We start from the raw sequence: 26,908 nt of genomic DNA, 5'->3' as shown, positions 1-26,908 counted from the left end.
TCTCTCACGATTGAGCATCTTCTTTATCAAGAGGAGGTTCATTGTCCGCGTCGCTCGGCACCAACTGGTTACCCAATTCGCACTGATGCGTAGACTCAGATGGCAAAACATCTGGTTCAATAAGCTTTAGAATCCTTTCAGTTTCTTTCTGAATGAATTCCTCTCCTTTTAAACAATATGACCGAAGGCTTTCAGGTCGCACCATTTCTGCTATATATCTATTTCCGTGAGAATCCTTGCAGAGAACATCAACAATACTTTGTTTATCAGAGGCAACTTCGGGATCCATAATAGTGCTAAGAAACTCAACTTCTTGTATTGCATTTATCTCAGTAAACCCTAAAATATCGTTCAAAAAGTGGATCAGGATATTCTTATTTTTTTCCGTTCCAAAGATTTTTTTGAAACACAAATCATTGCGAGGATCGAGAAATTTTGAAAGAGCCATGGCAAAAATGCTTGAAAATATTAATAATTATACACTATTATTAACAATTATTCAACCATATTTTTGAAGATAGCTAGTTTCTGTATTTATTTTAAATTGAAGAAAGCTCAAATGAAAGATCGTGCTTTGCTAAAAATCACAGAATGCAGTCTGGTTACAAATAAACTATTTTGACAGTTAATGGGGTCTAGTTTTGATGTATGGACTATCCAAAGAAAAGGGTGGTATCATAACTTCAAAAACTTTTATGCTTTCTTCATTCAGAAATTCATACTTACCCTGCATTATTCCTGACGGTACATTTAAGTATGTTCCACTTGTGTATTTAAATACCTCTCCAGATTTTATCACAGGTTGTTCTCCGATAACACCAACTCCGGCAATTTCATTTACTTTTCCCTTATAATCTATTATTTGCCAATGACGACTTAACAATTGAATAGTTGATTGGCTTTTGTTTTTTATCTTAACGTTATACATCCATACATAGCAATTTTCATAAGGAATGGATTGCTCTTCAATATAAATTGGTAAAACTGTAACTTCAACAAAGTTGGTAGTTAGTGTGTATTCTATCATTATAAAATATTCATGATAAGAAAATAGTATTTTAATTATATACTTTTTTCATAGATTTTTCAAGTATACTTTAATTAGGAAATATCAATTTATAGTATGAATGAACCAGATGCGCTGAGCAAAAAAGTAATAGGAATAATAGGTGGTGGACAATTAGGTAAAATGACTGCTATCGCTGCAACAAAACTTGGACAAAAAATACATGTTTTTGCCAGTGCTAAAGACGATCCAGCTTGTTCTATTGCTGATGATTTCACAATAGCAGATTTCTCTGATAAGAAAGCGCTTGAATCTTTTGCACAGAGTGTGGATTTGGTCACTATTGAGTCTGAAAATATTCCATGTAGTGCAATTGATATCGATGTAAATTTTTATCCGGGTAAAAAAGCGTTACACATTGCGCAAAATAGGCTTAGAGAGAAAGATTTCATTAGAAGCTTGAGTATAAAAACTGCTGAATACAAAAGTATACAAAATTATAATGAGCTACTGAAAAGCAGTAGAGCTTTTGGCTATCCAACAAGGCTGAAAACAACAGAAATGGGTTATGATGGAAAAGGGCAATATGTGCTTGAGAATGATTCTGAAGTGAAGCAATTTGCTTCCTTTGATTGGAATACAGAGTACATTCTTGAAGCAAGTGTTGATTTACTGAAAGAGGTTTCAATAGTCGTTGCAAGAGATAAAAACGGTAAAGTAGCTTTTTTTCCTATAGCAGAAAATTACCACGTTGATGGAATACTTGATACTTCAACAGTGCCAGCTAAAATAGATAGTAAATTAACTCAAGAGGTACAACGAGCTGCAAAGAAAATAGCAAATGCGCTTGATGTAATAGGAATTCTGGCTATTGAATTTTTTGTTACTAAGGATAACGAATTGTTAGTTAATGAACTAGCTCCCAGACCTCACAATTCTTGCCACTGGAGCTTGGATGCATGTAACGTTAGTCAATTTGAACAGCTAGTTAGGATAATATGCGGGCTACCTATGCAGGAAGTAGTATTACGCTTTCCTTGTATGACGAAAAATATAATAGGTAATGATATATATGATTCTCATAAGTATTTGAGCAACGAAAAAGCTAGTTTAACCATATATGGGAAAAAAGAGGTTAGGGATAAGCGTAAAATGGGACATGTCAATATAGATTTAAGTTAACAGTTTTTCTACGTCATACCGCCACAACTGTACGAACATTGTGATATGATGAGATGTTACATAGTAAACGGTGTCATTCTAGCACCTCTTTTCCCGTCATCCCGCTGCTTGTTAGCGGGATCTCATTTCACTTTGTGAAGGTGTCATCCCAGCACCTCTTTTCCCGTCATTCCGCTGCTTGTTAGCGGGATCTCATTTCACTTTATGAAGGTGTCATCCCAGCACCTCTTTTCCCGTCATTCCGCTGCTTGTTAGCGGGATCTCATTTTACTTTATGAGGGTGTCATCCGAGTAGCCCCTTTCTCGTCATCCCGCTGCTTGTTAGCGGGATCTCATTTCACTTTATGAAGGTGTCATCCGAGTAGCCTGACTACTTGGATCCAGGAATTTTATTAAGTTGGTAAGCATAAAAGTGGCTGATCTTATGTTAAAACACAACGTTCTTGATGAGATTACAGCAAGGCTGGATTCCAGCGTCAGCTACTTGAATGACAGCAGTCCTACGTCATGCCGCCGCGGTATCTCTAGATCCCGCTAACAAGTAGCGGGATGACGATTGTCGTTTAGCCATAAATATTAAGAAATTTACCAAATAAAAAAAAGGCAAAAGAAGCCCCGTGGTTGGCTAATTACTTACATTATACTTTCAAGTATGGCGTTTTTTTATTCTAAACGCTTAATAACCGCGATTTAGTTGCTTTTAAGCCGCAACTAATCTAAATTATAAACATTAAGAAATTTACTAAACAGAAAAAAAGGCAAAAGAAACCCTAGGGTAGCTAATTACTCACTATCCATTTTTTAAGTTGGCGTTTTTTGATGTTTTAAATGCTTTATAAGCGCATTTTAGCTTGTATAGCTAGAAATTTGATAAAGACATAAGGTGCACATAGTGCAAAGAATTAAACATGAGACGCCAAATACGTTGAGTTTTTTTGTCATTTAATCTGTACAGAGAAGATAAATAAATAGCTTCAGTTTCATGATAAGGGGACTGGCGAAGGGTGTCAAGTAAGTTTTTTCGTTTCTATTTCCAATAAAAGTTTGTATGCAATAACACAGAAGCATGCACTGCTATTCCTTCATTTCTTCCAATATAACCTAATTTCTCTGCAGTGGTTGCTTTGATATTTACAAATTCATCATCAATTTCTAATGCTTTTGATATGAATTTCTTCATTTCTACTTTGTAAGGCGATATTTTAGGCTCTTCACAAACTATAGTAATATCTAAATTAGACACGCTGTACCCTTTTTCTTTTGCTTTTTTAGCAGCAAAGTCAAGAAAGTGAGATGAATTGCAATCTTTCCATTCAGAGGAACTAGGAGGAAAGTGCTCTCCTATGTCGCCACATCCCAGTGCTCCGAGTATTGCATCAACGATTGCATGTATTGCAACATCACCATCAGAGTGCGCTTCTATTGCCATGTTGTGTTCAATTTTCACACCGCAAATTTTTATAAAGCTTTCAGCACCATTTTGAACTTTAATGAACTTATGTATATCATAACCGGCTCCGACACGAAATTTTGGCTCTTCAAAAAGAAGCTTTGCCATATTGATATCCTCTTTTGTGGTTAACTTAAAATTGCTTTTCTCACCTTTAATAATCGCAACATGTTTTTTGTGCTCTACCATTAGTGATGAATCGTCAGTAAATTCTTTGACTGATTGATGGCATGATAATAATTCTTTGAAATTAAAAATTTGAGGGGTTTGTATGGCTCTGAGCTTTCCTCTTGAAATCGTAGATTCAATAAAACTATTACTCACCAATGACATAGTGTCTTCAACTTCTATTGCTGGAACTACTCCTGTATATTGATCATTAATCATAGATTCAACCAAGTTATCTATCAGAACATCTGACACAAAAGGCCTACAAGCATCGTGTATAACTACAAAATCTGGGTTAATTTTTTGTAAGCTTTCAAGCCCTAGTTTAACTGAACTTTGCCTGTTTTCTCCTCCGTATACAGGGCTTAGTAATTTAGTGTCTGTAATTAGTGATATAGCTTTCTCATAGAAACTTTCATGGTCTCTATTAATTGCTATTCTTATGTAATCTATATATTGGTTAGCCAGAAATCTTTTAATTGTATGAAATAAAACAGATTTACCTGCCAGTTTTATATATTGCTTAGGAATCGTAGAATTGCATCTACTGCCTACTCCCGCTGCAACTATTAATGCTGCTATTTTGTATTTCTTAGCGCACATATTTCTTTTTGTAGAAGCTTTCCTCTCTATCCAAGATTCTTTCCGAAAAATAAAATTTCTGACATCATATAAAAGTTACTTCCCCTATTAACTAGCATAATTATAATAGCAAAAGAGATATTTAGAGAGCTCAAAATCTATCTTTGCCTGCGGATTAAACAACTAAATTTTAGTAAAAAATGATAGTATTACAAATCGTAAAATACTTTCAACATAGGAAAAATAAATTGCATATTTTTCAGTAAATTAGCTATGCTAAACACATGCAAAAACGTCATATAACTATTTGTTTCATACTGCTTTTTATAATAGGGATGTTATTCCTGATGCGTCCTATGATTTTTCCATGTTTAATATCTATTATTATTGCATATTTGTTTAATCCGCTAGTAGTCAAGTTTGAAAAGTATAGAATACCACGTTCATGTTCTGTAATTTTTATAATACTTATTTTATTAATAGCTTTTATACTAGTCATAACATTTGTTTTACCTATTATATATGTTCAAATTACTTCAATATTAAATTTCTTAGTGAGTAAAGTGCCTTCATTAAAGTTTAAAGTAATCCCCTCTGTATTAGAATTTCTTAATATGAAAATCGAGGATAGCTTATTTGATCATTTATCTAAAAATCTAGCAGAAAATTACAGCAACTATGTATCTTATTTCATGAATGCTCTTGATATTGCTAGTAACTTTATAATCCAAGTGTTAAGTTCAAGCTTTAACACGGTATCATTAATGGTGATTACTCCTGTAGTGTTTTTCTATATATTACGTGATTGGCCTTTAATTATAGAAAAAGCTAGTAAATTAATCCCTATTCCTTACAGAGGAAAAATTGCAGATTATTTTTCCAAAGTGGATTTCATTATATCTAATTATCTAAAGGGGCAGGTAAATGTATGTATTGTCATGATGGTCTTTTACTCTGTGAGTCTGAGCATAATTGGATTGGAACACTCTATTGTTATTGGAATTTTATCAGGAATGTTAACGTTCATACCTTACGTAGGGCCATTATTATATACCATTATTGGGTTTTTGAGCGCTATCACTCAATTTAGTGGATGGTTTGAAAGTGCTGCTGTTTTGCTATTATTTGGTGTTGGACAATTAATAGATTCAAACATATTAGTTCCTTTATTAATAGGAAAAAAAGTTCATATACATCCAACTGTAATTATTCTGGGAATTACTATATGCGCTTCATATTTTGGATTTACAGGTATATTACTTTTTATTCCAATAATAGCAATGTTCAATGTATCAGTAGAATATGCAATCAATAAATATTTTAAAAGTGAGCTTTATAAAAACGGCTAACAGACCTTTTGCATAATCAATTTATGGTAAGAGGAGAAATGAGCCCAGAATACCTGACACATTTGAGGAGCGTAAGTAAATTTCTGCGCAAAAATTACTACCAGAAAGAGGTTACGTAAGAGGTTCAACGTGCAATTAAATTTATTTAACAACAATCAAGCTGATTATAGCCGGCAAAATTACATCATCTTAGATGAAAATAAGCACGTATATAATTCGGTAGTTAATGATTTATCTTGGAAATGTCTGATTCTTTTTGGACCTAAAAGCTCCGGTAAAACTCATCTTGCTCATATTTGGCAATCAATAAACGATGCAATCTTTATCAATGTGAATAACTTCGTAAGCGAGATTAGGTATAGCGATGCTTTTATTTTAGAAGACGTACAAAACATTAAAGATGAAGCAATGTTATTACATTGTTACAATTACATGAAAGAAAACGACAAGAGGCTGCTAATCACTTCTTCAATTTCACCAAAAAAGCTTAACTTCAAACTAAGAGATTTAAGTTCTCGAATATTATCAACTATCAGCGTAAAAATTTTGCCTGCAAGCGAGGAATTATTAAGAATTATGCTAATAAAACGATTTTCAGATAAACAGTTAAAAATTGATTTAAAAGTGATTAATTATATTTTAGCAAGAATAGAACGTTCTTTCTATAGCATTGATAAAATTATAGAAAAGATAGATAATGAATCTATAGGGTCAAATGTGACCGTTCCTTTTATTAGCACTTTATTAAAAAAAGATGCCATTTGATTTCTTCTTTTGTAAAGGTGTATATTAAAAATTTATTAACACCCATAACACTAACGTAATTGGAATCTCTATCTGTCCATGTTAGAATTATAATCAATGTTATGTTATAATAAATATAGATAGATACAGCTAAGAAGTATTCTATATTTATAGTAGAGCTCACTTTATAAGGTGTTTTTTATAGATTTAACGTTATAATTTAACTATGATAAGAGTAAGATTAAATTTAAGAAAAAGGTTAAAGCAAAAGTTTGTGATGTTCACTCTATTGATAAATGCTTTATTTGTCTCATATTTTCTCATAAGAAACACAGGGAACACTTCTAATCAAATTATAGCCAAAGAAATAAATATAGGAACTGATAATGAAAAATAAACAGTCGCAAAATAAAAAAGAAAATCTTTACATAACATATTACATAGATGCTTTAGCTTCAGAGAGGTCCGCTGCACAAAATACTCTGGAAAGTTATCGTTCGGATTTACACCAGTTTGAAGAATTTTTATTGGAAAGCGGCACTACCTTGGTTGGTGTAAACAAAACCAATATTAAAGATTATGTGAAATCTTTATGTACACAAAAAAAATATAAAAGTAGCTCTATATCAAGAAAAATATCCGCTATGAAAAATTTTTACAAGTGTCTATTTAATGACGGAATAATAGATTTTAATCCAGCGCCGGCTAATGATGCTGAATTAAAGAATCCAAAAGTTTCTCGTCCTTTGCCTAAGTATTTAAGTGTCGAAGAAATATTTTTGCTAATGGACACAGTGAGAAAATCAGCAAGCGAATCGAATAAAGAGATAAGCAGTAAAAGGCTATGTGCGATTTTAGATATCCTTTACTCTTCTGGAATGCGTGTTTCTGAACTAATTAGTATGAAATTATGTGAAGTGTCACATTTAATAAACAGTAATAACAAAGAATGCTATATAATAATAAAAGGAAAAAGTGGTAGAGAGAGGCAAATTCTTTTTAATGAACAAGCATTGCAGAGCCTTAGAAATTATTTATCAGTTCGTGATAATCTGATCTCTAAAGAAAAGGAATCCGATTGGCTATTCCCAGGTGATAAACCTAATAAACCAATTACAAGGCAGAGGGTCGGTCAATTAATGAAGGAGTTGGCAAGAAAATGCAATATTGATGAAAATAAGATCTCTCCACACGTGATTAGGCATTCTTTTGCTACCCATCTACTAAATAGCGGAGCAAATGTTGTGTTGATACAGAAAGTTCTTGGCCATACTAACCTTTCTACAACACAAATATATACTCATATTGCTAACGAAAAGTTAAAGGACAAATTAGCTGATTCGCATCCTATTACTCAGATGATCAATAATTAAATTTATTGTTTTTAATTTGTAATAAAGTTAAATTTAAATAAATTTATGTGAGTTTGTGATTTCAAGTTTATTGTTTAATTTCTTTCTTATATTATGGGAGGTATTCTATACTTTCATTACTCTCCCTGTAATTTTCTTTTCTGAGTGTGTAATAACCATTTTCCTCGTCTGTTCGGTGAGAGTTGTATTATTCATGCTGCGTTTATTATGTGGCATTAAATATGAAGTGAGGGGAATGGAAAACATCCCTAAGCAACCTTTTATCATTGCATCTAAACACCAATCTCCATTTGAAACATTTATTTTTATACTACTATTTAGAAAAGCGGTTTTTATTTTAAAACGTGAATTGAAATGGATTCCATTCATTGGTTTGCATCTTATAGCGCTGAAAATGATTTTTATTAACCGTTCAGATGGTATCAGTTCTATACGCCATATAATCAAACTAGCAAAAATGCGTATAAAAGAAAATAGAAGCATAATAATATTTCCTGAAGGTACAAGAACAACTATAAACCAAAATATAAAATATCAACCAGGTATTGCTGCTTTATATAGCGTATTATCTGTTCCTGTGTTACCGGTTGCTTTAAACACTGGTTTGTTTTGGCCAAAAAGCATACTTTCTCTGAGAAAGAATCCCGGAAAGGCAGTAATAGAAATATTGCCCCCAATATATCCTGGGTTAAACAAAAATGAATTCTTGCAAAGTTTAGAAAAAATTATTGAAGAGAGAAGCAGTAGATTAACCATAGGAAAAACTGATATTGCAAATTAACAAAAAAACTTTATAATTAAAAGAAAAGTACAGTATTTTAGGTATTAATATATGGCAAATCATAAGAGTGCTAAAAAAATGATAAAGGTAATAGCAAAGCGCACTTTAATAAATAAGATGCGGAAAAGTAAAACTCGCACCTCTATTAGAAAATTGGTTGATATAATCAAGTCTGGCGACAAAGAAAATGTTGTTCTGGCATTTCGGAATGCTGAATCTAATTTACACAAGTGTGTGAATAAAGGTGTTATTCATAGGAATACTGCTGCGCGTAAAATAAGTCGCTTAAATGCAAAAGTAAAAGCATTGATGACCGCTTAATACGGTTAATGTAAAGTTAACTGTATTAATATATACTCCTCAGTTTGTATATTCTGTATAAAATTTAAGTAGCTTAAGTGATGGATAAAAAAGTGCTATTAGAACTAAGTAATGGATTAAAAATCGAGCTACCTGTATTAAGCGGAACAACAGGTCCTGATGTGTTAAATATCAAGGATTTATATAAGATGACAGGATTATTCACTTACGATCCAGGGTTTGTTTCTACAGCTTCATGCTCTTCTACAATTACATTCATTGATGGAGATGAAGGAGTTCTTAAATATAGGGGACATAATATAGCTGATTTGGCAGAGAATAATAATTTTACTGCTGTGATTTATTTATTGCTCTATGGTGAATTACCCAGTTCAGAGCAACACAAAAAATTTCTTCTCAAAATACAAGAATCATCCAAAGTATCAGAGCAAGTTACAAATGTAATTAAAGCATTTCCAAAAACTGCTCACCCTATGTCAATCTTAGTTGCATGTTTTGCAAGTTTGTCAGCATCTTATCATGAAAAGCATGGCAACAATGTCAATGGTGAAGACCTAGATTTTGGAATTTCTGCAATAGCGCAAGTTTCCACAATTATTGCAATGATTTATAGGCATATCAACAATCAGGAATTCATAAATGCTAACAATGAATTAAGTTACAGTGAAAATTTCTTAAAGATGATATTTGGCGATGCTGTTGATAATGATAAAAGCGCCCTTTTTGCAAAAGCTCTGGATAAAATATTTACTCTCCATGCTGATCATGAACAGAATGCTTCTACGGCGGCTGTCAGATTGGTGGGATCGGCTGGTTCTAATCTGTTTGCAAGCCTCTCTGCAGGAGTTGCTACACTTTGGGGACCAGCACATGGTGGAGCTAATGAGGCAGTTATAAATATGCTAAAAGAGATAGAGCAAAGTGGAGATATAGATAAATTCATCGAAAAAGCTAAAGATGATAAAGATCCATTTAAATTGATGGGATTTGGACATCGTGTTTATAAAAATTATGATCCGCGCGCGCGTATATTGGAAGGCGCTTGCCATGAGGTTCTAAGTAAACTAGAACAAAATAATGAACTGCTTAAAATTGCAAAAAAACTTGAAGAAATAGCTTTAAAGGATGAATATTTTATCGTGCGTAAGTTATATCCAAATGTTGATTTTTACTCAGGTATAATAATGAATGCTATTGATATCCCCTCAAATATGTTCACGCCTATTTTTGCACTTGCAAGAACCACTGGTTGGGTTACTCAGTGGTATGAAATGATAAATGATAAAGAAACTAAGATCTGTAGACCAAGGCAACTCTATTTTGGTAAATAAATTTATTTTCACTTCATTAGACTTCTTGCATAACCCAAACTAAGTAGAAAAAAGGTGTCATCCGAGTAGCTGACACTGGTTCCTTTACGACGGAAGTGTCCAGAGGTGTCATTCCAGTCTGGAATCCAGAAAAAAGGATGGTGTCATTCCGTATCCGTTCAGCCAATGGCGTCAACTTAAGAACTTTCATTAGCAAACTCTCCTAAAGACATGATGGCGTTTAGGCTTATCTACTTTATTGCGGCTGTCCCGGTCGGATTTTAACTTTAGCGCGTATACTTAAAAAGGGCTTGAAAGTTTTTTGGCGCAATAAGTACCTGATAGAGTTTCTGCCTCATTACACCAAATAAAACTGAAAAATTTAAACGATACTCAGAGGTTGTCCGGAAACAAGTAAAAGGCTATAATATCTGAAATTTTAGTACGGGGTAAAGATGAGAAAAAAGTATCCAACAGATCTAAGCGAAAGGGAATGGGCAAGAATAGAAAAACACTTCAGAGTATCATACAAGAAAGGAGGAAGGCCGCCAAAGTATAGCAAAAGAGAAATATTAGAAGCAATTTTCTATGTATTGCGTACAGGGTGTCAATGGCGGTATTTACCAAATGATTTTCCGCTATGGAAGACTGTGTATGAGCAGTTCAGGCAATGGAAGAAGCAGGGAATTTTTGAGAAAATGAATTATGAAATTACAAAATATAGTAGAAGAAAAATAGGAAGGAATGAGCAGCCGAGTGCCTGTATAGTAGATAGTCAATCTGTAAAGACTACAGAAAAGGGGGGATCAAAGGCTATGATGGAAGTAAAAAAGTAAAGGGTAGAAAAAGGCATATAATTACAGACACTCAGGGTTTTATACTAGGTTGTTACGTAGGCGCTGCTAACGAAAATGATAGAGATGGTATTAAAATAGCATTAAACAATATGAGAACAAAATATACTAAAGTTAAAAAAATGTGGGCTGACATGGGATACCAAGGAAGAAATTTAAAGAATCACATAAAGGAAGAATATAACATAGATATTGAAATTGTTAAAAGGCCTCCATGTAGATTTTGGGTGCACAAAGATACGCCACCTGAGCTACTACCAACAAGAGAACAAGGGTTTAAAGTACAGCCAAGAAGATGGGTTGTAGAAAGGACTTTTGCTTGGGTTAATAGGAATAGAAGGCTATCGAAGGAGTATGATTTACTCACAACATCCACTGAGAATTTCATATACCTAGCTATAAGTAGGGTTATGTTAAAGAGGGAATATGCTTGAATTTACTAGTTTCCGGACAACCTCTCAGTAATTTGATCTGGGTTCCAAGGCCCTTGTGCATCACATATATGAAGCGATAATATATTGCACATGACCAAGTTTGCCCAAAATTCTTGTAATACAGCCTCTCCAGAAAAATTCTCTAACTCTGCTCCTACTTTGAGTCGTTTATAGCACTTCTCTATGTGCCACCTTAACACATAAGCTTTGCTCCAAAGTCTCGGTCAAAAACTCTGTTTCTCAGTTGGCTAATGTCAGCACTATAACTCTTACTTTCTGTCCTTTCATTTTATTTTTTAGCTTTTCATTTTCTAATATAAAATCAAAATCTAATTCGCCAGCGTTCCCATAGCTTACTATAATTTCTTTTTTGCAAGCGAAAAATAAAATCTACTTCCAAATCATAATGCTGCTGAATGAATTTTACTGAAGACGATCATAGATAAATAATAATTTCTCTTGATTTAATAAACGCATTTGAGTGATAACTTCGGGTAATTGCTCTGCCGCCAACGTTTGTTCACCTATATTCCAAGCTGCAAGACGAGCACTACAAATCAGCGAAGTACACAAATCAACAAACAAATTGCCAATGGTGCCTGTTGTTCCATTTGGTTCAAACTCGGATACAATTTCCCCAGAGCTGGGTAATCTCATACCAGAACCATCTGCTGCAATAAGTCTATAGCCTCTCCAACTCAGGTTCATCCTGATAGGCTGTTTGGATGCTTAGATTCTTGAAAGCCTGTATGGCAAATCTTATATCTTGCTTTAGAAAAAGCTTGCTTTGAGGGTACATGTCAATGGCTCCATAAGTTCACATTCTATTCCCAAACTTTTTTTAACTAACTTTAAAATCATAGAAAATACTGTCGAAAAAGGAAGTTTTCTTGTTCGTGTAAAACTCAACACAATGGATTTTCTGAAAAGTTTTCGAGTATATTGCATTTTTAATTTGTAGAATAAGGTTTTTTCCTTTTTGCATGTTTCACCTAAAAAAGACACATTTTAAACTTTTTTGTTGCAATAAAATAGAAACAAAAGTGCTGTCCCTTGCACTCTTTGGATAATTTAATGATAAAAAATTTAGAGAGAAATTTTATACACTATCGCTGATATTTTTCCTTAAGTTGACGCCATTGCCTGAACACTTACCTAATGATGAAGCTATCGAAAACATAGCAAAGAGACTTCAAAAATCTATAGACGATGCAAAAAAGCACAAGGTCATGTTTAGTGTTGATGTATTCCAAGGAGAAAAAAGTCATCAATAATAGATTATTCGATACTGATCTTATACCACCTCATGGAGCAAGATAAAAATGTTACTGAGACTGGAAAAGAAAAACTACGGCCTCTTATGTTAGAAATGTTTAATCTAGTTTCAACAGGCACTGATGTGAGCCAAGAAGTTCGGAGATTATTGCCAGAAGATATACTGAAAGAACGCGGCGAATATTTGTCACGTCTAAAACAAATTGTAAGTGATAGTATTGAAAATGACAAAAAAAAAGGAATTGTAGTAGAAAGAGATAATAAATTTTATTATGTACAGTGTCCAGAAAAAAGTGTGATCACTCCTGCAAAATTTATGAACTCCCCGGAATTTAAGGACTTAGAATATGGTGCATTGCGAATAGGAGAAGGAGATAATCTAATCTGAATAAAAAGCTGGCAATATCATGATATGCAAGGCAAAGTAAAAATGACCTTTAGGGTAGGCGATGAAAAGATCGAAATGATTTTATCTTCTGAAAAAGCTGAAAGTTTTGGTAAAATAATGGTACATATGGATGACAAAAGTTGTGAAATCTTCTCAAAGTACCTAAAAGAGCTAGAAAAAGAACCTCGTATAAGCAAGGTTGTTGAAGCTGCTAAAAGTTTTGCACAAACGAAAAGCAGTGCAGTTAGTCCACCTCTTTCTAATATGAAAAGTGTTGACACATCGCAACATTTTCAAAGTAGTGACCATGAATCACCAGAGCATTAACAATTATCATACATACATTGTTGCATATAGCAATAGTGTATGTGTATAGTTAGTAGGGTTTGTAAACTTAATAAAGTCTACAACTAATTTGAAAACTACTTTATTGTATGCAAGACTTTAAAATACTAGAAAATCTAAAAACCAAAGCACTAGAAGCTGAAAAAGGAGGCGGTTCTGACAGGATTACCAAACAACATGAAAAAGGGAAATTAACTGCTAGAGAAAGGCTCAGTATATTGCTCGATGAAAGTTCTTTTGCAGAATACGATAAATTCGTAAAACATCATGCAAATGATTTTGGCATGCAAAATGCTAATTTTTTAGGTGATGGGGTAGTGATTGGTCATGGTACTATTTATGGCAGAAAAGTTTTTGTTTATTCTCAGGATTTTACTGTCTTTGGTGGTTCACTTGGTGCGTCACATGCAAAAAAAATATGCAAAATTATGGATATGGCAATTAATGCCAGAGTTCCAATTATCGGACTAAATGATTCTGGTGGAGCCAGAATTCAGGAAGGAGTAAATTCTCTTGCTGGTTATGGAGAAATTTTTCAAAGAAACGTAAATGCATCGGGTGTTATACCACAAATTTCTTTAATTATGGGCCCATGTGCAGGAGGTGCAGTTTATTCCCCAGCATTAACTGACTTTACTTTCATGGTGAAAAACAGTTCATATATGTTTATAACCGGACCAGATGTAGTAAAAAAGGTTACCTACGAAGATGTAAGTTTCGAAGACCTTGGTGGAGCAAAAATTCATACAAGCAAAACAGGAGTAGCGGATTTTGCATTCAATAATGATGTTGAAATGCTGCTAAAAATGCGTGAATTCTTTACTTTCTTACCAGCAAATAATCAAGAATCACCAAAATCTGCACCAATCTGTAATGATGTTAATGAGATTGATGAATCTTTAAATACTCTGATTCCTAGCAATCCTAATACTCCTTATGATATGTATGAACTCATTGAAAAAGTTTGTGATGAAAGGAATTTCTTTGAACTGAAACCTGATTTTGCTCGTAATATCATAACTGGTTTTGGTAGAATTGGAGGAAATACTGTCGGTATTGTTGCAAATCAACCTATGCACCTTGCAGGATGTTTGGATATTGATTCTTCAAGAAAAGCTGCGAGGTTTGTAAGGTTTTGTGACGCATTTAACATTCCGATCATCACACTTATTGATGTTCCAGGATTTTTGCCGGGTACAAATCAAGAATACAATAATATAATACAACACGGAGCGAAACTGCTTTACGCTTACGCTGAAGCGACCGTGCCGAAAATTAGCCTTATCACTAGAAAAGCGTATGGTGGTGCATACATTGTTATGAATTCGAAACATCTAAAAGGTGATATAAATTATGCCTGGCCAACTGCTGAAATAGCTGTGATGGGCCCTGAAAGTGCAGTTGAGATTATATTTCGACACGAAAAAGATCAGCAAACGTTAATCAAAGAATACAAAGAAAAGTTCGCTAATCCATTTTTTGCTGCATCACATGGATACATTGATGACATTATAGTGCCAAGTAAAACAAGGTATCACTTTTATAAAGCATTAGAGCTACTCAAAAACAAGAAGGTAGAAAGGATATGGAAAAAGCATGACAACTTACCTCTTTAACTTTCTTTTAAGCCTTGCTTACAAGTTATGCAATATTATAAGTATAATCAGTGTGCCGTTACCAAGATTCGAACTTGGGACCTCGTCATTACCAATGACGTACTCTACCACCTGAGCTACAACGGCAAGTTCACATATTATGATAATGAATAACATAAAAAAAAATAAGGAAAAAGAAGAAGAGAGAAAAAGATTAGCGAAAGCTTTAAAGCAAAATATTTTAAAAAGAAAAAAGCAGCAACAGAGTAGACAAGATGCCAGAATTACCGGAAGTGGAAGTAATCTCTAATTTTTTGCTTGATAAAATTAAAAACAAGCAAATTAGTAATGTCATAGTTAATAATTGGAATTTACGTGCCCCAATAACAAAAAATATTGATGATGTGCTAAAGGGCAGAGTCATAAATGATATTAAACGTAGAGGTAAGTACATAATCTCGAATACAGATGATAGTATGGCTGTCATCATACATCTTGGCATGAGCGGAAAGCTTATATATGCTGACCACGATCAAGTGCGGAATAAGCATGATCACGTGGTATTTTTATTTTCTGACAATACTTCAATAATTTTTAATGACCCAAGAAGATTTGGATTAGTTATCGTTTTAAATAAAGAACAAGAAACGGATTTTTTTAGCGATTTTGGAATAGAGCCCCTCACGGATGAATTCAGTGGAGACTATTTACAGGAGTTGCTGAAAAACAAAAAAGTGAATATCAAATCAGCGTTAATGGACAATAAATCAATAGTTGGCGTAGGCAACATATATGCTTCTGAGAGCTTGTTTAGAGCCTGTATATCACCACTCAGGTCAGCAAAAAACTTGACCTATAGAGAGTGCGAAAAACTTGCTGCTGAAATAAAAAATACTCTGAGTGATGCAATTGCTGCAGGCGGTTCAACACTGAAAGATTATGCACAGCCATCTGGATCTGCTGGATACTTTCAAAATAACTTTTACGTATATGGTAAAGTTCAAAAACCTTGCAAGATTTGCAATAATATCATAACACTTATACGACAAAATGGCCGTAGCACTTATTTTTGCAACGCGTGCCAGAATTAAGATTTTATTTTTTGATATGATATTTTCACTTGAAAAAGATCCATTTGATTTGTTTTCAAAGTGGTACAAAGCAGTACTTAATTCTCCGTGTGAACAACCAACTGCAATGACGCTAGCAACTTGTAGCAAAGACTGTATTCCATCTGCAAGAGTGGTATTACTAAAGGAATATAGCAAAGAAGGTTTTGTGTTTTTCACTAACGTAAACAGTAAAAAAGGGAAAGAATTGACTGAGAACCCCAAAGCTGCGTTAGTGTTTCATTGGATAGAATTTGCTAGGCAAGTGCGAATTGAAGGAGAGGTTAAACTTCTAAACGATGAAAGAACTGACAAATACTTCTCTTCTCGAGCGCTGGGTAGTCAAATTAGCGCATGGTGCTCAAAACAATCGAGCATTCTGAAAGATTGGCAAGATTTTGAGCAAGCTATAAAATTGAAGGAAAAAGAATTTCACAATACACAAGTTTCTCGTCCTGATTTTTGGGTGGGATTTTGCGTAATCCCAAAAGTAATTGAATTTTGGCAAGAAGGTGAATATAGGAAGCATATTAGATTTAGATACACTCTTGTTGAGGGAAGCGATTGGAAAGTGGAACAACTATATCCTTAAAAATGGTTGCGGGAGTAGGATTTGAACCTACGACCTTCAGGTTATGAGCCTGACGAGCTACCGAGCTGCTCCATCCCGCGTCGTTGCTTATTTAGTTATTATATATACAAATAATGAAAAAAGAAAAATAAAATTTCACCACATGCAAATATCGACACACTTATTAACTTTTCTTGACATAATAGTTAGTTATATACGTAACAATCTGCGCAATGAACAATATAACTTGATACTGTGGTTTCCTGTTCTTCAGTGTGCAGGAATTTTAACATATTTTTCCCTAAGTTTTGAACCAAGCTGCATATCTATTTTTCTTTTGCTTTTACCCACACTAATTTTGATTGCAATATTATACAGAAAGTACGCAATATTATGCATTGCTTTAATTGCAGTGCTCATAGGATTTACAGCTAGTAAATTAAGAACAGCTTTAGTTGATACTCAAATTCTTGATAAAGAGAGATATGTAAAAGATATCGTTGCCACAGTGAAGGATATTAACGACAGGGGCTCATATAAACAATTTCTGCTTTCTGTTGAAAAATCCCCTACTATCTCAAAATCCTCTCCTGTCATCCCAGCGCCCCCTTTTGTCATCCCAGTACTTGATACTGGGATCCAGAAAAAAAAGATATGGATTCCAGCGTCACGCGCTGGAATGACACCGGATAGAGCTCTAGATAACATCAGAATATCAGTTAGAACCAAAGTGGAAAAAGGCATTAAAATAGGCGATCAAGTAAAATTATCAGCAAAACTCTTCCCTCTAAAGATTGCGCCCTCGGAGTATGCATACGATTTTGCAAGAATAGCATATTACCAGAAAATAAGTGCAACAGGCTTTGCAACAAGCAAAATAGCCCTGCACAAAAAGGCTGAAGCAAGGAAATTTCAAGAATATATAGAATCTTTCCGTCAATACATTTATGAAAACCTGCAGCAAAATATCAAGAAACCACATGCGGATATAATCTCTGCATTACTGATCGGTAAAAAAGATGGCATAGATCAAAAAACTATGGACGCGATACGAGATTCAGGTATAGCACATTTGTTTGCCATATCTGGTTTGCATTTATCATTCGTTGCTGGTCTGTTTTTTGTAGTGTTTCGTAATTTATTCGCAATATCTGAAACTTTGACTCTTAAGTATAACACCAAGAAAATATCTGCATTCCTTACTATCTTGCCAACCACGTTTTATTTGTTGATTACCGGTATGCAAATTTCTGCTCAGCGTGCCTACATCATGGTGATTTTAGTACTCGTTGCAATAATGATAGAGAGAAAATATCGAGGGTTAATAGCAATTGCGTTTGCTGCTGCAGTGATACTTATCATAGAACCTGAAGCAATTTTAAAGCCAGGCTTTCAGATGTCATTTTCTGCTGTTTTGGCACTGGTTGCCAGTTATCAAATTAATGCTAATAAATTATTCAAAATAAAAATAATGAAATATTTTGTGTCGATAATGATCAGCTCAGTAATAGCAAGTTTAGCAACTGTTCCGTATACGATATATAATTTTAATTATTTTTCAATTAGTGGCATTATCACAAATTTAGTTGCTATACCAATAGTTACATTAATTATTATTCCACTTGGAATAATTTATGTCTTATTGATTCCTTTAGGTATTGAATGGATTATAGCGCCATTTATAGAGCGCCCAATTGACAGCATTTTGTATATAACAAACGCTATCGCTAGTCTTCAGTATTTGGTTATTCCCATTCGTACTTTTCCTGCCTCATCAATTATTATAATAACATTTGGGTTATTGTGGCTGTGCTTGTGGGAAAGAAATTGGCGTTTTTTGGGATTTTTTTTTATTGTACTAGGTATTTGCTTTAGCGCTGCATATAAAACCCCCGACATCCTAATAAATGCTGATAATGTTGCTGCAAAGGAGAGTGATAACTTACTATATTCTCTCACTAGAAAAAGCAGAAATTTTGTTATCAAAACGTGGGCAAAGCAAAACGGACAGAACCAAATTTTGAATCATACTAAATATAACAATTCAAATAAAAGGCTACAGTGTGAAGATTATGATTGTATATATAATAAAGGAAATAATAAATCAGTGCTACTTGCTTATAAAAAAGAAGATATTTCAGAAAATTGTGATAAAGTTGATTTAATAATTCAATTAAGTGAATTCGACTATTCAGCTTGCAACGCTAAAATTATTAAACATGCTGATCTAGAAACGTATGGCACACATTCTGTTTGGTTAACAAATCGTTACGTAAAGATTAATACAGTGCGCTCCAATAGGCCTTGGCACATGTTGAAAAATTAAGAAACTTGATTTTAAGGTTTGGTTAATGTATACCTAAATAAGTTTAAACTAGAAAAATGTTATGGTTACAGACACTCAAGATCCTTTCAAAGACTATTTTGATTTTTTAGGATTTAGAAAACTTTCTGACCAGCCCAGTAGAATTTTGAGCTCTATAAGAAAGTATTCTGGTACTATATCGATAGCAAGTACCATTGCTACTCTTATAGCAAGTACCATTGCTACTCTTATAGCAAGTACCATTGCTACTCTTATAGCATTTACTGCCTTTTCTATTCAGCCTGTTACAGTAAGTATTGCTGGGTTTGCGTTCACGCCAGCACCTCTTGCCTTTATTCCTCTTATAGTTCTCTTATTTACTGCTGTTATAAACTTTATAAATACACAAAAAATAAAAGAGAATGAAATAGATAAAAAAATAGGAAACTATCAAGTTGATGAACAGTACAGCCAGATTGTTCAAGAAGCTAAAAAAATTGAAATTGTAACAAATTTAGATAAAAAGGGGGAAAAGCTTTCAATAGTTTTACCAATTTCTAAGACGCAGAGAGAAATACTAGAAGATATAGAAGCAGAAAATAGAAATAGGATTCTCTTGTTTACTGGATCATATGTATTTGGTACTATTATAGTAGTTTCAGCAATATCACAATCCATTAATGCTCCAATAATATTAATAGCTTTATTAGTCGCTATTCTTTTATGCATCATATCAACACTTAGCAATCTAATAAGTAATAGCGTGGATCATGAAAATCATACTATTAGAAAACACAGTTCTTTAGGTCTTCTATTTCCATACTGGTCTGGAAAGGGCATGGTTGTATCAGTAGTAGAAAATAAGCTTGGTAAAAGGGAAAATGAACTAATATCTCTAATGAAAAAACTACTTAGTCCGCTTTGCAACTCATTTGACAGTAACCTTAAAAAAGCTTGCGATTTACTTGATAATAGTCTTTTAAAGCCTGCAAATATTAACATTAAAGAAACGCTTGATCACCTAAAAAAAATCAGAGAAGACATCAAAAAAGATTTAGATTGGCTACATGCAGAAATTTCAGAAGTTTTAAACAACACTAAAGAATTGACAAAAAAAGCACATTCACTAGATATTGAAGGTACTTTTTCTAGGTTAGAGAATGCTATTAAAATTGCTGAAGATAAAATTGAACGATTTGAACCAAGCCGCTTTGTAGGCTGGCTTCAATCAACTACGCAGTCTAATAATAACGAGTTCCTTAGCATGCTAAAAAAGTTAAAAGAGGATACAGAAAAGGAAAAAACGGAATTGAAGAAGCAATTAAACGTAGTAAGGAATGAATTAGAAGAAATAAAAAAGAAGCAAGCTCAACCAAGTACGCCTGATTTAGAAGCTAACAATGGAAATAATACTAATAAATTATTAGTGTTAGAAAATAAAGTCAAAGAACTACGTGACACAGTTAGAAAGTTAGAGCTGGAAGCAGAACAAAATAAGCTGCAGCAAAAGAAGGAAAAGTTAGAGCAAAAAAAATCTGAACAAGAAAAAACAGATGAATGGAAAGAAAAAATCAACGGCAAACCAAGTGACTTTCTATATTATTTATTAGAATCTATTAAGCTGGAAGAAAAAGATAATAAAGAAAAAAAGGTTGAGGCAACATTACGAGATTTTGATAATAAAGTTACAATCCACTGGAAAGATGGCTCTCAAACAATTTGCCATATTAAAAAACAAGGTGATCTGCAAATTGAGTCTAGTGCAACAATGTTTACAGACCCAAATGTTCAAGCAGCATGGGAAATGGCGCGGGGTAAATCACTATAGATCACTCAATAATAACCTTAAGTGTTAATAATGATAAAGAGAAATTAAGGTTAGACACCTATATAGCTGAAAAATGCAACATATCACGCAGTAAAGCGCAAAGATTGATACAAAATGAGCAGGTGAAATTACTTGGCACACCGATAATTAATAATGACTACATAGTAAAACCAGATGAAGAGTATGTGGTGCATCTCGTTCAACCTGACATATCCACATCAATTGAGCCTAATTATGACATAAAACTTAATATCGTCTATGAAGATGAGGACATTATAGTTCTGAGTAAACAAAGTGGATTAACAGTGCACCCAGGTGCTGGGACAAACAATGATACGCTTTTGAACGCAGTTATCGCTCACCTTAATGTAAGACCAGGAATTGTTCATAGACTCGATAAAGATACTAGTGGGCTAATGGTAATTGCAAAAAATGAAGCAGCCCATAGTTTTTTGTCTGAATTGTTATCGAATCGCAAAATAAAGCGGGAATACTTAGCAGTAGTTTGGGGAACATTATCTTCTCAGCAAGGCACGATAAAAACTAACATTGCTCCCAAACGCGGTAATAAAGAAATGATGTGTGTAACAAAAATCACAGGCAAATTAGCAATCACTCACTATTTAGTGCAAAAAGTTATAGGACAAGTAAGCCTCGTTAAATGCACTTTAGAGACAGGCAGAACACACCAAATTCGAGTCCACATGAGCCACATAGGACATTCCATAGTTGGTGATCAAGTTTATGGAAAAAATAGTAGTAAAAGCACAAAATATGCTAAAAACTCTAGTTTCATTCGTAATTTCAATAGACAAGCACTACATGCTTATACACTGGGCTTATACCACCCAAAAAGTAAGGAATACATGGAATTTGTCTCTGATTTACCGCAAGATATAAAAACTTTAATTGGTGAGTTTGACAACATATCTTAATAACATTTGTATTAACCTATCAATATTATCATCCATGTTATCAGGAAGTTAATTAATGAAAGAAAAACTGCTGCACTACCTAGATCTTTCACCTTTTTTGAAAGTATGTGTTGTTCACTGGAAATACGCTCAATTGTCGTTTCAAAAGCAGTGTTAATAATTTCCACAATTAACACCAGGAATAGGCTGCTTATCATTACTGCACGTTCTAGATTACTTACATCCAAAACAAACAAAATTGAGACACATACTATAAAAAGCAGTAACTCCTGTCTGAACGCAATTTCTGATATAAAAGCTGATTTTATTCCTTCACAAGAGTATTGAATTGCTTTTATTAGACGAATAATGCCCTTCTTCATTATTATTCACAAAACCCTTTAATCAAAATTTTAACTCATTTAGATTTGCTACACCCTATAGCATTTTTATCATTTGTTCACCCTATTGGTTTTGAAATTAAGATTTACCGCAACTACAATAAGTACTCTTATCATCACATTTTGGTGTTAAGTCAGGATAGAACGTGAGTATAGCATCATTCTTTCTTACAAACACTGATTGATAATTGTCATCTTCCATTTCATATAGACACATTCCATCTTTTCCTAATTCCTTAAACGCCTTAGTTGCAGAAATTATCGGCATGAAGGTTATATGCGTATCCATTTGGGCATTTAACTTTCACTTCCCCATCCTTACCCAAATATTTCATTCCAAATGTATAAACCGGCGGCTTAATATCTGATTCATTGCACAGGATTCCAACTGCCCATTTATCCTCTTGAGCTTCAACATATCTACCTACAAAATGCATACCACCTAATTTATCGTTTGGCTCACCACAAAAAATATGTCCAAACCCTATAGTTTCTTTTTCACTTCCACTATTTGTAAACCAAATGTTAGCCAGTTCATCTTTAAGTAACTCCAAATCCGCATCTGGCGTAATCACTTATATATTCCTTTCACTACTTCTTGATGCTGCGGACAACTAAGTAAAATTTTGAAATCTTCTTTATCTGGATGTGCTCCCCAATCTCCACAAACTTTCAACACTCCTCTATCGAAGTCAGTTAATTCTGAAACGGTGGCTGGTTGTGAACTGAAAAATGGTTCAAAATTGACTTCAACATTTTCTTCTACATAGCCGGTGTGAAAATAATGATCCTTAATATAAAAAATAAATCCTATTATTGGTATTATTAAACACAAAATTAGTTTAACTGTCTTCGACATAATCACGTTCACAAAAAAGCTAGCCTATAAGAAATAATTTAAAAAAGTTTTAATCTAATCGTTTTTGCAGAGCAGCAACTCCCGGCATTTCATCGCCACTTAACCAATCTAAAAATGCTCCTCCACCAGTGGAAACATATGTAAAATCCTTATCGGCAAGGCCTGCAGCGCTTATTGCAGATAGACTATCGCCTCCCCCTATTATGCTGGTTAACTTTCCTTTGTGCGTTAAGTCACTTACGATTTTCATTACCCCTATTGTACCGCTTGCAAAAGCTGAATGTTCAAAAACACCAATAGGTCCATTCCACAGCAGAGTCTTACTGCTTGCTATTATACTGCTTATTGTACTCAAAGTTTGTGGTCCGATATCCAAAATTATATCACCGTCCAAAATGGACTCAGTTCTTCTTGAAATACTAGTGCTGTAATCAGAGTTTACTGCAACCAGAACGTCTTCTGGCACAACTATTTTGCAATTGTTTTTATTTGCTGTTTCAAGAATATTATGCAGAAGGTCGTCAACACCATTTTGAAAGAAAGATTTCCCTATATTTACTTTGCTAAATGACAAAAAATTATTGGCTATTGCACCACCTAGAACTAGGTAATTAACCTTTTCTGTTAGCTTCATAAGCACTTTTATTTTAGTTGATATTTTAGCTCCCCCAACTATCGCAGTAATAGGTTTAGCTTTAAACGATACAGCTTTTTCAAGATACTTTAGCTCATCTTGCAAGCAAAACCCTGCATAAGAGGGTAAAAATTCTGTAATGCGTGAAATAGAAGCGTGAGCTCTGTGAGAGCAAGAAAATGCATCATTTACATATATATCCGCTAGAGATGCTAGTTGTTTGGCAAAATTTGAGTCACTTTGCTCTTCCTCTTTATAAAATCTTAGATTCTCTAGTAATATTATATCTCCTGCATCCATAACACTTACTGCTCTTTGTACTTTTTCACCAAAGCAATCGTCAATGAATTTCACTTTTTTATTTAGTAACTGCGATAAAGTGTCAATTACATTTTTTAGCGACAGATTATTGTCTCTGGCCTTTGGGCGTCCAAAATGTGATATAATAATAATCTTTGCACTCGCATTCACTAAATACTGAATAGTAGGCAATGCTCTCAAAATACGAGTGACGTCACGAATTTCTCCATCTTTTATAGGAACATTGAAGTCAACTCTGAGTAAGACGGTTTTATTGTGAAGATCACAATTTTCTATACTGGGTATATTCATTGTAAAACTAAAGCTATAAAGCCACTATACAGCAGTTTGACCTAAAGTAAAGTTTTGAGTTATACGAACGTTTAAGGAAATTTGCACGCCAAACGCTTGACACTGGAACCTTATCGTCATGCCGCTGCGAACCGTCATACCGCTGCGGCGCTAACAAGAGATCCCGCTAACACGTAGCGGGATGACGAGGTCATGCCACCGCGCGAACCGTCATACCGTCACGGTATCTCTAGATCCCGCTAACACGTAGGGGAATGACGAGGTCATGCCGCCGCAAACCGTCATACCGCCGCGGTATCTCTTAGCCGCTAACACGTAGCGGGATGACGGTTGTCGTTTAGCTACAAACGTTAAGAAATTTACCAAATGAAAAAAAAGGCAAAAGAAGCCCTGGGGTTATTATCCGCTTTAAAATATTGGCGTTTTTTATGTTTTAAACGCTTGACAAGCAAGATTTAGCTGCTTTTAATTGCAACTAACCTACGCTGCAAATGTTTAAGAAATTTACTAAGCAGAAAAAAAGACAAAGAATCCCCGAGTTAGCTAGTCTTTTACTATCTCTGTCGAGTATTGGCATTTTTTGATGTCTTGTAACGCTTTATAAGCGCGTTCAGCTTATTTAGATAAAAATCTAGATGTAGATGAAGTTTTGTAAAGACATACAGTATCTATATACTGCAAAAAATTGAACATAAGACGCCGATACATTAAGTAATCCTTACCTTTTAATCTGCAGATTGGCGAAAGCAAATACAATAGCTTCAGTTTTATGATAAGGGGGCTGGCGAAGGGTGTCAAGCAAGTTTTTCGTTTAATCCGTTTCTATGGCTTAGGTGCCCTTGACTCCCGGCTGGGTCGAATTTGTATAGCTACATTGTTGGTAAATCTAAATTGCTTTAATAATTTTGATTGAAAAATAGTTTTTCTATTATATAAATGCTACTTTAGAGTAATCAAAATGGAAGACGATAAATATAGCCTAGGTTTAAGAGTTATCCATTGGTTGATGGCTGTTTTTATTATCGGTATGCTTTGTTCTGGACTTTATATGAAAAGCCTGCCACTTAGCAATGAAATTAAGTTCAACATATACGCTATTCATAAGGCTTGCGGTATCACTATTCTTGGATTAATCATAGTACGCATATTTTTTCGCGTCTTTACTTATGTTCCACCACTTCCAGCAAATTTTTCTCGGTTTGTAATCAATGCAAGTAAAACAGTACACTTTGGTTTATATTCTTTGATGGTGCTAATGCCACTATCTGGCTATGTCATGTCTTCTGCTTCTGGCAAACAGATCAAATATTTTTTTCATATCCCTTTATTGATTAATCAAAACAAAGACCTAGCTAACACGGCTAACGAGCTACATTCGATGCTTGCATATTTTATGGTACTCTTTATAATCTTACATATACTTGGCGCCTTAAAACACACATTTATAGATAAACAAAACATTTTTAAACGTATGATATAGGTTATATGTTAAGTAGCCTCTGGAAAAAAGGAACAGATTTTCTTGGCAGTGAGTTTGCTATAATGGGTGGTGCTATGAGCTGGGTTTCAGAGAGAAACTTGGTCTCAGCAATCTCAAACGCTGGTGGTTTTGGTGTGATTGCATGTGGTGCAATGTTTCCAGACTTGCTAAAAAAAGAAATCATAGAGACGCAGCAATTAACTAACAAGCCATTTGGTGTAAATCTAATTACTATGCACCCAAAGTTAAGTGAGTTGATAGATGTGTGTATTGAAACGAAAGTGAGCCATATAGTGCTTGCCGGTGGACTGCCAACAAAGCCTAATATAGAAAAAATCAAGGGTGCAGGCATTAAAGTTATGTGCTTTGCACCAGCATTAAGCCTTGCGAAAAGGTTAGTAAAAATGGGAGTAGATGCATTAATAATAGAAGGAATGGAAGCAGGTGGGCATATAGGTCCAGTTAGCACTTCTGTTCTTGCACAAGAGATATTGCCTCATTTTAAAAATGAACAAATACCAGTGTTTGTTGCAGGTGGAATAGGAAGAGGTGAAATGATAGTTAATTACCTGGAAATGGGAGCAAGTGGCTGTCAAATAGGTACATTATTTGTCTGCACTAATGAGTCAATTGCCCACAAAAATTTTAAGGAAGTGTTTATTAAATCGGCCGCACGTAATGCAATACCTTCTGTACAGATAAGTGCTGATTTTCCTGTAATTCCAGTAAGAGCTATAGCCAACAAAGCAAGCGATGACTTTATGAAGCGTCAAAAAGAAGTTATTGATGAATACCAAAAGGGACAGATCTCAAAAGAAGATGGGCAGCTTGAAATAGAAAAATTCTGGGCTGGAGCTTTAAGAAGAGCAGTAATTGATGGAGATGTTGAAACGGGATCTTTAATGGCTGGCCAAAGTGTTGGCATGGTTGATAAGGAAAAGCCTGTAAAAGAAGTAGTGGATATGTTAGTTCAACAAGCAAAGAATCATATTAATAGCAAATCTGTAGAAGTAGAAAGCCCAGAAAGCAAATAGTTAA

27 protein-coding genes, 2 tRNA genes and 3 pseudogenes are annotated in these 26,908 nt (G+C 34.2%); 19 read left to right on the top strand and 13 right to left on the bottom strand.

Annotation, left to right across the window (positions count from 1 at the left end; translation table 11 throughout):
- Positions 1–202 precede the first annotated feature (202 nt).
- Both ABWU73_RS07905 and apaG read right to left on the bottom strand, forming a co-directional pair.
- A pseudogene (locus tag ABWU73_RS07905) lies at positions 203–448 on the bottom strand (PD-(D/E)XK nuclease family transposase); the annotation flags it as partial.
- A 177-nt stretch (positions 449–625) separates the two neighbouring features.
- Positions 626–1,027 (bottom strand): Co2+/Mg2+ efflux protein ApaG, encoded by a 402-nt coding sequence (gene apaG / locus ABWU73_RS07900; RefSeq protein ID WP_007549064.1) that lies wholly within the window; start codon positions 1,025–1,027, stop codon positions 626–628.
- A 96-nt stretch (positions 1,028–1,123) separates the two neighbouring features.
- On the opposite strand from apaG, the gene ABWU73_RS07895 reads away from it, so the two are divergent.
- Positions 1,124–2,188, top strand: a complete 1,065-nt coding sequence (locus ABWU73_RS07895) for a 5-(carboxyamino)imidazole ribonucleotide synthase (RefSeq protein ID WP_010082017.1) — start codon at positions 1,124–1,126, stop codon at positions 2,186–2,188.
- A gap of 1,027 nt (positions 2,189–3,215) precedes the next feature.
- On the opposite strand, the gene ABWU73_RS07890 is transcribed toward ABWU73_RS07895, so the two are convergent.
- Entirely contained in the window at positions 3,216–4,409 is a 1,194-nt protein-coding gene (locus ABWU73_RS07890) for a bifunctional 2-C-methyl-D-erythritol 4-phosphate cytidylyltransferase/2-C-methyl-D-erythritol 2,4-cyclodiphosphate synthase (protein WP_010963060.1), read from the bottom strand.
- Between the two features lie 263 nt (positions 4,410–4,672).
- On the opposite strand from ABWU73_RS07890, the gene ABWU73_RS07885 reads away from it, so the two are divergent.
- The 6 genes from ABWU73_RS07885 (at position 4,673) to ABWU73_RS07860 (ending at position 10,287) form a co-directional block, all read left to right on the top strand.
- Positions 4,673–5,737, top strand: a complete 1,065-nt coding sequence (locus ABWU73_RS07885; protein ID WP_010963061.1) for an AI-2E family transporter — start codon at positions 4,673–4,675, stop codon at positions 5,735–5,737.
- Between the two features lie 129 nt (positions 5,738–5,866).
- Complete coding sequence (locus tag ABWU73_RS07880) at positions 5,867–6,502, top strand: DnaA ATPase domain-containing protein (RefSeq protein WP_006280257.1); 636 nt, start codon at positions 5,867–5,869, stop codon at positions 6,500–6,502.
- A gap of 365 nt (positions 6,503–6,867) precedes the next feature.
- A complete protein-coding gene (locus ABWU73_RS07875; protein ID WP_265017801.1) occupies positions 6,868–7,854 on the top strand; it encodes a tyrosine recombinase in 987 nt (328 codons plus the stop codon).
- A 193-nt stretch (positions 7,855–8,047) separates the two neighbouring features.
- Positions 8,048–8,635 carry a lysophospholipid acyltransferase family protein gene (locus ABWU73_RS07870; RefSeq protein ID WP_010081980.1) on the top strand — a complete coding sequence of 196 codons (588 nt, stop codon included), beginning with the start codon at positions 8,048–8,050 and terminating at the stop codon, positions 8,633–8,635.
- A 51-nt stretch (positions 8,636–8,686) separates the two neighbouring features.
- Entirely contained in the window at positions 8,687–8,956 is a 270-nt protein-coding gene (rpsT, locus tag ABWU73_RS07865) for a 30S ribosomal protein S20 (protein ID WP_012673338.1), read from the top strand.
- A gap of 80 nt (positions 8,957–9,036) precedes the next feature.
- A complete protein-coding gene (locus ABWU73_RS07860; protein WP_010081982.1) occupies positions 9,037–10,287 on the top strand; it encodes a citrate synthase in 1,251 nt (416 codons plus the stop codon).
- Positions 10,288–10,303: 16 nt separating this feature from the next.
- Here the strand turns inward: ABWU73_RS07860 and ABWU73_RS07855 are convergent, their stop codons facing one another.
- Positions 10,304–10,477: a hypothetical protein gene (locus tag ABWU73_RS07855; RefSeq protein ID WP_179943778.1), complete on the bottom strand. Its 174-nt coding sequence runs from the start codon at positions 10,475–10,477 to the stop codon at positions 10,304–10,306.
- Positions 10,477–10,664, bottom strand: a pseudogene (locus tag ABWU73_RS07850) (IS4 family transposase); the annotation flags it as partial. The pseudogene ABWU73_RS07850 and the gene ABWU73_RS07855, both read right to left, overlap by 1 nt.
- A 57-nt stretch (positions 10,665–10,721) precedes the next feature.
- Between ABWU73_RS07850 and ABWU73_RS07845 the strand changes: the two are divergent.
- Positions 10,722–11,554 (top strand): IS5-like element ISWpi1 family transposase gene (locus ABWU73_RS07845; protein WP_265017733.1). Its coding sequence is split into 2 segments (ribosomal slippage): positions 10,722–11,091 and positions 11,091–11,554, totalling 834 coding nucleotides; the frame shifts between segments, so codons are not numbered across the junction.
- Positions 11,555–11,577: 23 nt separating this feature from the next.
- Here the strand turns inward: ABWU73_RS07845 and ABWU73_RS07840 are convergent.
- Positions 11,578–12,539, bottom strand: a pseudogene (locus ABWU73_RS07840) (transposase); the annotation flags it as partial.
- A gap of 321 nt (positions 12,540–12,860) precedes the next feature.
- Between ABWU73_RS07840 and ABWU73_RS07835 the strand changes: the two are divergent.
- The 3 genes from ABWU73_RS07835 (at position 12,861) to ABWU73_RS07825 (ending at position 15,178) form a co-directional block, all read left to right on the top strand.
- Positions 12,861–13,217 carry a hypothetical protein gene (locus ABWU73_RS07835; protein WP_223823154.1) on the top strand — a complete coding sequence of 119 codons (357 nt, stop codon included), beginning with the start codon at positions 12,861–12,863 and terminating at the stop codon, positions 13,215–13,217.
- Between the two features lie 24 nt (positions 13,218–13,241).
- Positions 13,242–13,544 (top strand): hypothetical protein, encoded by a 303-nt coding sequence (locus tag ABWU73_RS07830; protein WP_231115838.1) that lies wholly within the window; start codon positions 13,242–13,244, stop codon positions 13,542–13,544.
- Between the two features lie 107 nt (positions 13,545–13,651).
- A complete protein-coding gene (locus ABWU73_RS07825) occupies positions 13,652–15,178 on the top strand; it encodes an acyl-CoA carboxylase subunit beta (RefSeq protein ID WP_265017800.1) in 1,527 nt (508 codons plus the stop codon).
- A 53-nt stretch (positions 15,179–15,231) separates the two neighbouring features.
- Here the strand turns inward: ABWU73_RS07825 and ABWU73_RS07820 are convergent.
- Positions 15,232–15,304 (bottom strand) — tRNA-Thr (locus ABWU73_RS07820).
- Positions 15,305–15,323: 19 nt separating this feature from the next.
- Here ABWU73_RS07820 and ABWU73_RS07815 point away from each other — a divergent pair.
- The 3 genes from ABWU73_RS07815 to pdxH are packed head-to-tail and all read left to right on the top strand — an operon-like array spanning position 15,324 to position 16,858.
- Entirely contained in the window at positions 15,324–15,467 is a 144-nt protein-coding gene (locus ABWU73_RS07815; protein ID WP_182321034.1) for a hypothetical protein, read from the top strand.
- Positions 15,433–16,248 carry a bifunctional DNA-formamidopyrimidine glycosylase/DNA-(apurinic or apyrimidinic site) lyase gene (mutM, locus tag ABWU73_RS07810; RefSeq protein WP_264329813.1) on the top strand — a complete coding sequence of 272 codons (816 nt, stop codon included), beginning with the start codon at positions 15,433–15,435 and terminating at the stop codon, positions 16,246–16,248. The genes ABWU73_RS07815 and mutM overlap by 35 nt, the downstream gene beginning before the upstream one ends.
- 16 nt (positions 16,249–16,264) lie before the next feature.
- Entirely contained in the window at positions 16,265–16,858 is a 594-nt protein-coding gene (gene pdxH, locus ABWU73_RS07805) for a pyridoxamine 5'-phosphate oxidase (RefSeq protein ID WP_022626142.1), read from the top strand.
- A 3-nt stretch (positions 16,859–16,861) separates the two neighbouring features.
- Here the strand turns inward: pdxH and ABWU73_RS07800 are convergent.
- Positions 16,862–16,938 (bottom strand) — tRNA-Met (locus ABWU73_RS07800).
- A 62-nt stretch (positions 16,939–17,000) separates the two neighbouring features.
- On the opposite strand from ABWU73_RS07800, the gene ABWU73_RS07795 reads away from it, so the two are divergent.
- The 3 genes from ABWU73_RS07795 (at position 17,001) to ABWU73_RS07785 (ending at position 21,905) form a co-directional block, all read left to right on the top strand.
- The gene (locus ABWU73_RS07795) at positions 17,001–19,163 is read left to right on the top strand and encodes a ComEC/Rec2 family competence protein (protein WP_264329814.1); all 2,163 of its coding nucleotides are present in this window, start codon (positions 17,001–17,003) and stop codon (positions 19,161–19,163) included.
- 61 nt (positions 19,164–19,224) lie between these two features.
- On the top strand, positions 19,225–20,970 hold the full coding sequence (locus ABWU73_RS07790; RefSeq protein ID WP_341811056.1) for a hypothetical protein: 1,746 nt from the start codon (positions 19,225–19,227) through the stop codon (positions 20,968–20,970).
- Positions 20,961–21,905: an RluA family pseudouridine synthase gene (locus tag ABWU73_RS07785; protein ID WP_265038646.1), complete on the top strand. Its 945-nt coding sequence runs from the start codon at positions 20,961–20,963 to the stop codon at positions 21,903–21,905. The genes ABWU73_RS07790 and ABWU73_RS07785 overlap by 10 nt, the downstream gene beginning before the upstream one ends.
- A gap of 11 nt (positions 21,906–21,916) precedes the next feature.
- Here the strand turns inward: ABWU73_RS07785 and ABWU73_RS07780 are convergent, their stop codons facing one another.
- From ABWU73_RS07780 to ABWU73_RS07760, 5 genes are all read right to left on the bottom strand, one after another.
- Complete coding sequence (locus ABWU73_RS07780; RefSeq protein WP_353285488.1) at positions 21,917–22,267, bottom strand: diacylglycerol kinase; 351 nt, start codon at positions 22,265–22,267, stop codon at positions 21,917–21,919.
- A gap of 97 nt (positions 22,268–22,364) precedes the next feature.
- A complete protein-coding gene (locus tag ABWU73_RS07775) occupies positions 22,365–22,553 on the bottom strand; it encodes a hypothetical protein (protein ID WP_010082006.1) in 189 nt (62 codons plus the stop codon).
- On the bottom strand, positions 22,531–22,860 hold the full coding sequence (locus tag ABWU73_RS07770) for an EndoU domain-containing protein (RefSeq protein ID WP_010082007.1): 330 nt from the start codon (positions 22,858–22,860) through the stop codon (positions 22,531–22,533). The genes ABWU73_RS07775 and ABWU73_RS07770 overlap by 23 nt, the downstream gene beginning before the upstream one ends.
- Positions 22,857–23,144, bottom strand: a complete 288-nt coding sequence (locus ABWU73_RS07765) for a hypothetical protein (protein WP_012673373.1) — start codon at positions 23,142–23,144, stop codon at positions 22,857–22,859. Before ABWU73_RS07765 ends, ABWU73_RS07770 begins: the two co-directional genes overlap by 4 nt.
- A gap of 49 nt (positions 23,145–23,193) precedes the next feature.
- Entirely contained in the window at positions 23,194–24,390 is a 1,197-nt protein-coding gene (locus ABWU73_RS07760; RefSeq protein WP_010963073.1) for a phosphoglycerate kinase, read from the bottom strand.
- A 958-nt stretch (positions 24,391–25,348) separates the two neighbouring features.
- Between ABWU73_RS07760 and ABWU73_RS07755 the strand changes: the two genes are divergently transcribed.
- Positions 25,349–25,870 (top strand): cytochrome b, encoded by a 522-nt coding sequence (locus ABWU73_RS07755; RefSeq protein ID WP_264329819.1) that lies wholly within the window; start codon positions 25,349–25,351, stop codon positions 25,868–25,870.
- A 5-nt stretch (positions 25,871–25,875) separates the two neighbouring features.
- On the top strand, positions 25,876–26,904 hold the full coding sequence (locus ABWU73_RS07750; RefSeq protein ID WP_264329820.1) for an NAD(P)H-dependent flavin oxidoreductase: 1,029 nt from the start codon (positions 25,876–25,878) through the stop codon (positions 26,902–26,904).
- Positions 26,905–26,908: the final 4 nt, after the last annotated feature.

Origin of the sequence: Wolbachia endosymbiont (group A) of Andrena helvola (genome assembly GCF_964028415.1) — a bacterium.
In the GTDB taxonomy this organism is placed as follows: domain Bacteria; phylum Pseudomonadota; class Alphaproteobacteria; order Rickettsiales; family Anaplasmataceae; genus Wolbachia; species Wolbachia pipientis.
The sequence above is the reverse complement of the archived record's forward strand: the minus strand, read 5'-3'. Positions and strand labels throughout refer to the sequence as shown.

Bases quoted from the DNA above. Each gene is read 5' to 3' on its own strand.
- apaG (WP_007549064.1), bottom strand. From the start codon at position 1,027: ATGATAGAATACACACTAACTACCAACTTTGTTGAAGTTACAGTTTTA.
- ABWU73_RS07895 (WP_010082017.1), top strand. From the start codon at position 1,124: ATGAATGAACCAGATGCGCTGAGCAAAAAAGTAATAGGAATAATAGGT.
- ABWU73_RS07890 (WP_010963060.1), bottom strand. From the start codon at position 4,409: ATGTGCGCTAAGAAATACAAAATAGCAGCATTAATAGTTGCAGCGGGA.
- ABWU73_RS07885 (WP_010963061.1), top strand. From the start codon at position 4,673: ATGCAAAAACGTCATATAACTATTTGTTTCATACTGCTTTTTATAATA.
- ABWU73_RS07875 (WP_265017801.1), top strand. From the start codon at position 6,868: ATGAAAAATAAACAGTCGCAAAATAAAAAAGAAAATCTTTACATAACA.
- ABWU73_RS07870 (WP_010081980.1), top strand. From the start codon at position 8,048: ATGCTGCGTTTATTATGTGGCATTAAATATGAAGTGAGGGGAATGGAA.
- rpsT (WP_012673338.1), top strand. From the start codon at position 8,687: ATGGCAAATCATAAGAGTGCTAAAAAAATGATAAAGGTAATAGCAAAG.
- ABWU73_RS07860 (WP_010081982.1), top strand. From the start codon at position 9,037: ATGGATAAAAAAGTGCTATTAGAACTAAGTAATGGATTAAAAATCGAG.
- ABWU73_RS07855 (WP_179943778.1), bottom strand. From the start codon at position 10,477: ATGAAAGTTCTTAAGTTGACGCCATTGGCTGAACGGATACGGAATGAC.
- ABWU73_RS07835 (WP_223823154.1), top strand. From the start codon at position 12,861: ATGGAGCAAGATAAAAATGTTACTGAGACTGGAAAAGAAAAACTACGG.
- ABWU73_RS07830 (WP_231115838.1), top strand. From the start codon at position 13,242: ATGCAAGGCAAAGTAAAAATGACCTTTAGGGTAGGCGATGAAAAGATC.
- ABWU73_RS07825 (WP_265017800.1), top strand. From the start codon at position 13,652: ATGCAAGACTTTAAAATACTAGAAAATCTAAAAACCAAAGCACTAGAA.
- ABWU73_RS07815 (WP_182321034.1), top strand. From the start codon at position 15,324: ATGAATAACATAAAAAAAAATAAGGAAAAAGAAGAAGAGAGAAAAAGA.
- mutM (WP_264329813.1), top strand. From the start codon at position 15,433: ATGCCAGAATTACCGGAAGTGGAAGTAATCTCTAATTTTTTGCTTGAT.
- pdxH (WP_022626142.1), top strand. From the start codon at position 16,265: ATGATATTTTCACTTGAAAAAGATCCATTTGATTTGTTTTCAAAGTGG.
- ABWU73_RS07795 (WP_264329814.1), top strand. From the start codon at position 17,001: ATGCAAATATCGACACACTTATTAACTTTTCTTGACATAATAGTTAGT.
- ABWU73_RS07790 (WP_341811056.1), top strand. From the start codon at position 19,225: ATGGTTACAGACACTCAAGATCCTTTCAAAGACTATTTTGATTTTTTA.
- ABWU73_RS07780 (WP_353285488.1), bottom strand. From the start codon at position 22,267: ATGAAGAAGGGCATTATTCGTCTAATAAAAGCAATTCAATACTCTTGT.
- ABWU73_RS07775 (WP_010082006.1), bottom strand. From the start codon at position 22,553: ATGCCGATAATTTCTGCAACTAAGGCGTTTAAGGAATTAGGAAAAGAT.
- ABWU73_RS07765 (WP_012673373.1), bottom strand. From the start codon at position 23,144: ATGTCGAAGACAGTTAAACTAATTTTGTGTTTAATAATACCAATAATA.
- ABWU73_RS07760 (WP_010963073.1), bottom strand. From the start codon at position 24,390: ATGAATATACCCAGTATAGAAAATTGTGATCTTCACAATAAAACCGTC.
- ABWU73_RS07755 (WP_264329819.1), top strand. From the start codon at position 25,349: ATGGAAGACGATAAATATAGCCTAGGTTTAAGAGTTATCCATTGGTTG.
- ABWU73_RS07750 (WP_264329820.1), top strand. From the start codon at position 25,876: ATGTTAAGTAGCCTCTGGAAAAAAGGAACAGATTTTCTTGGCAGTGAG.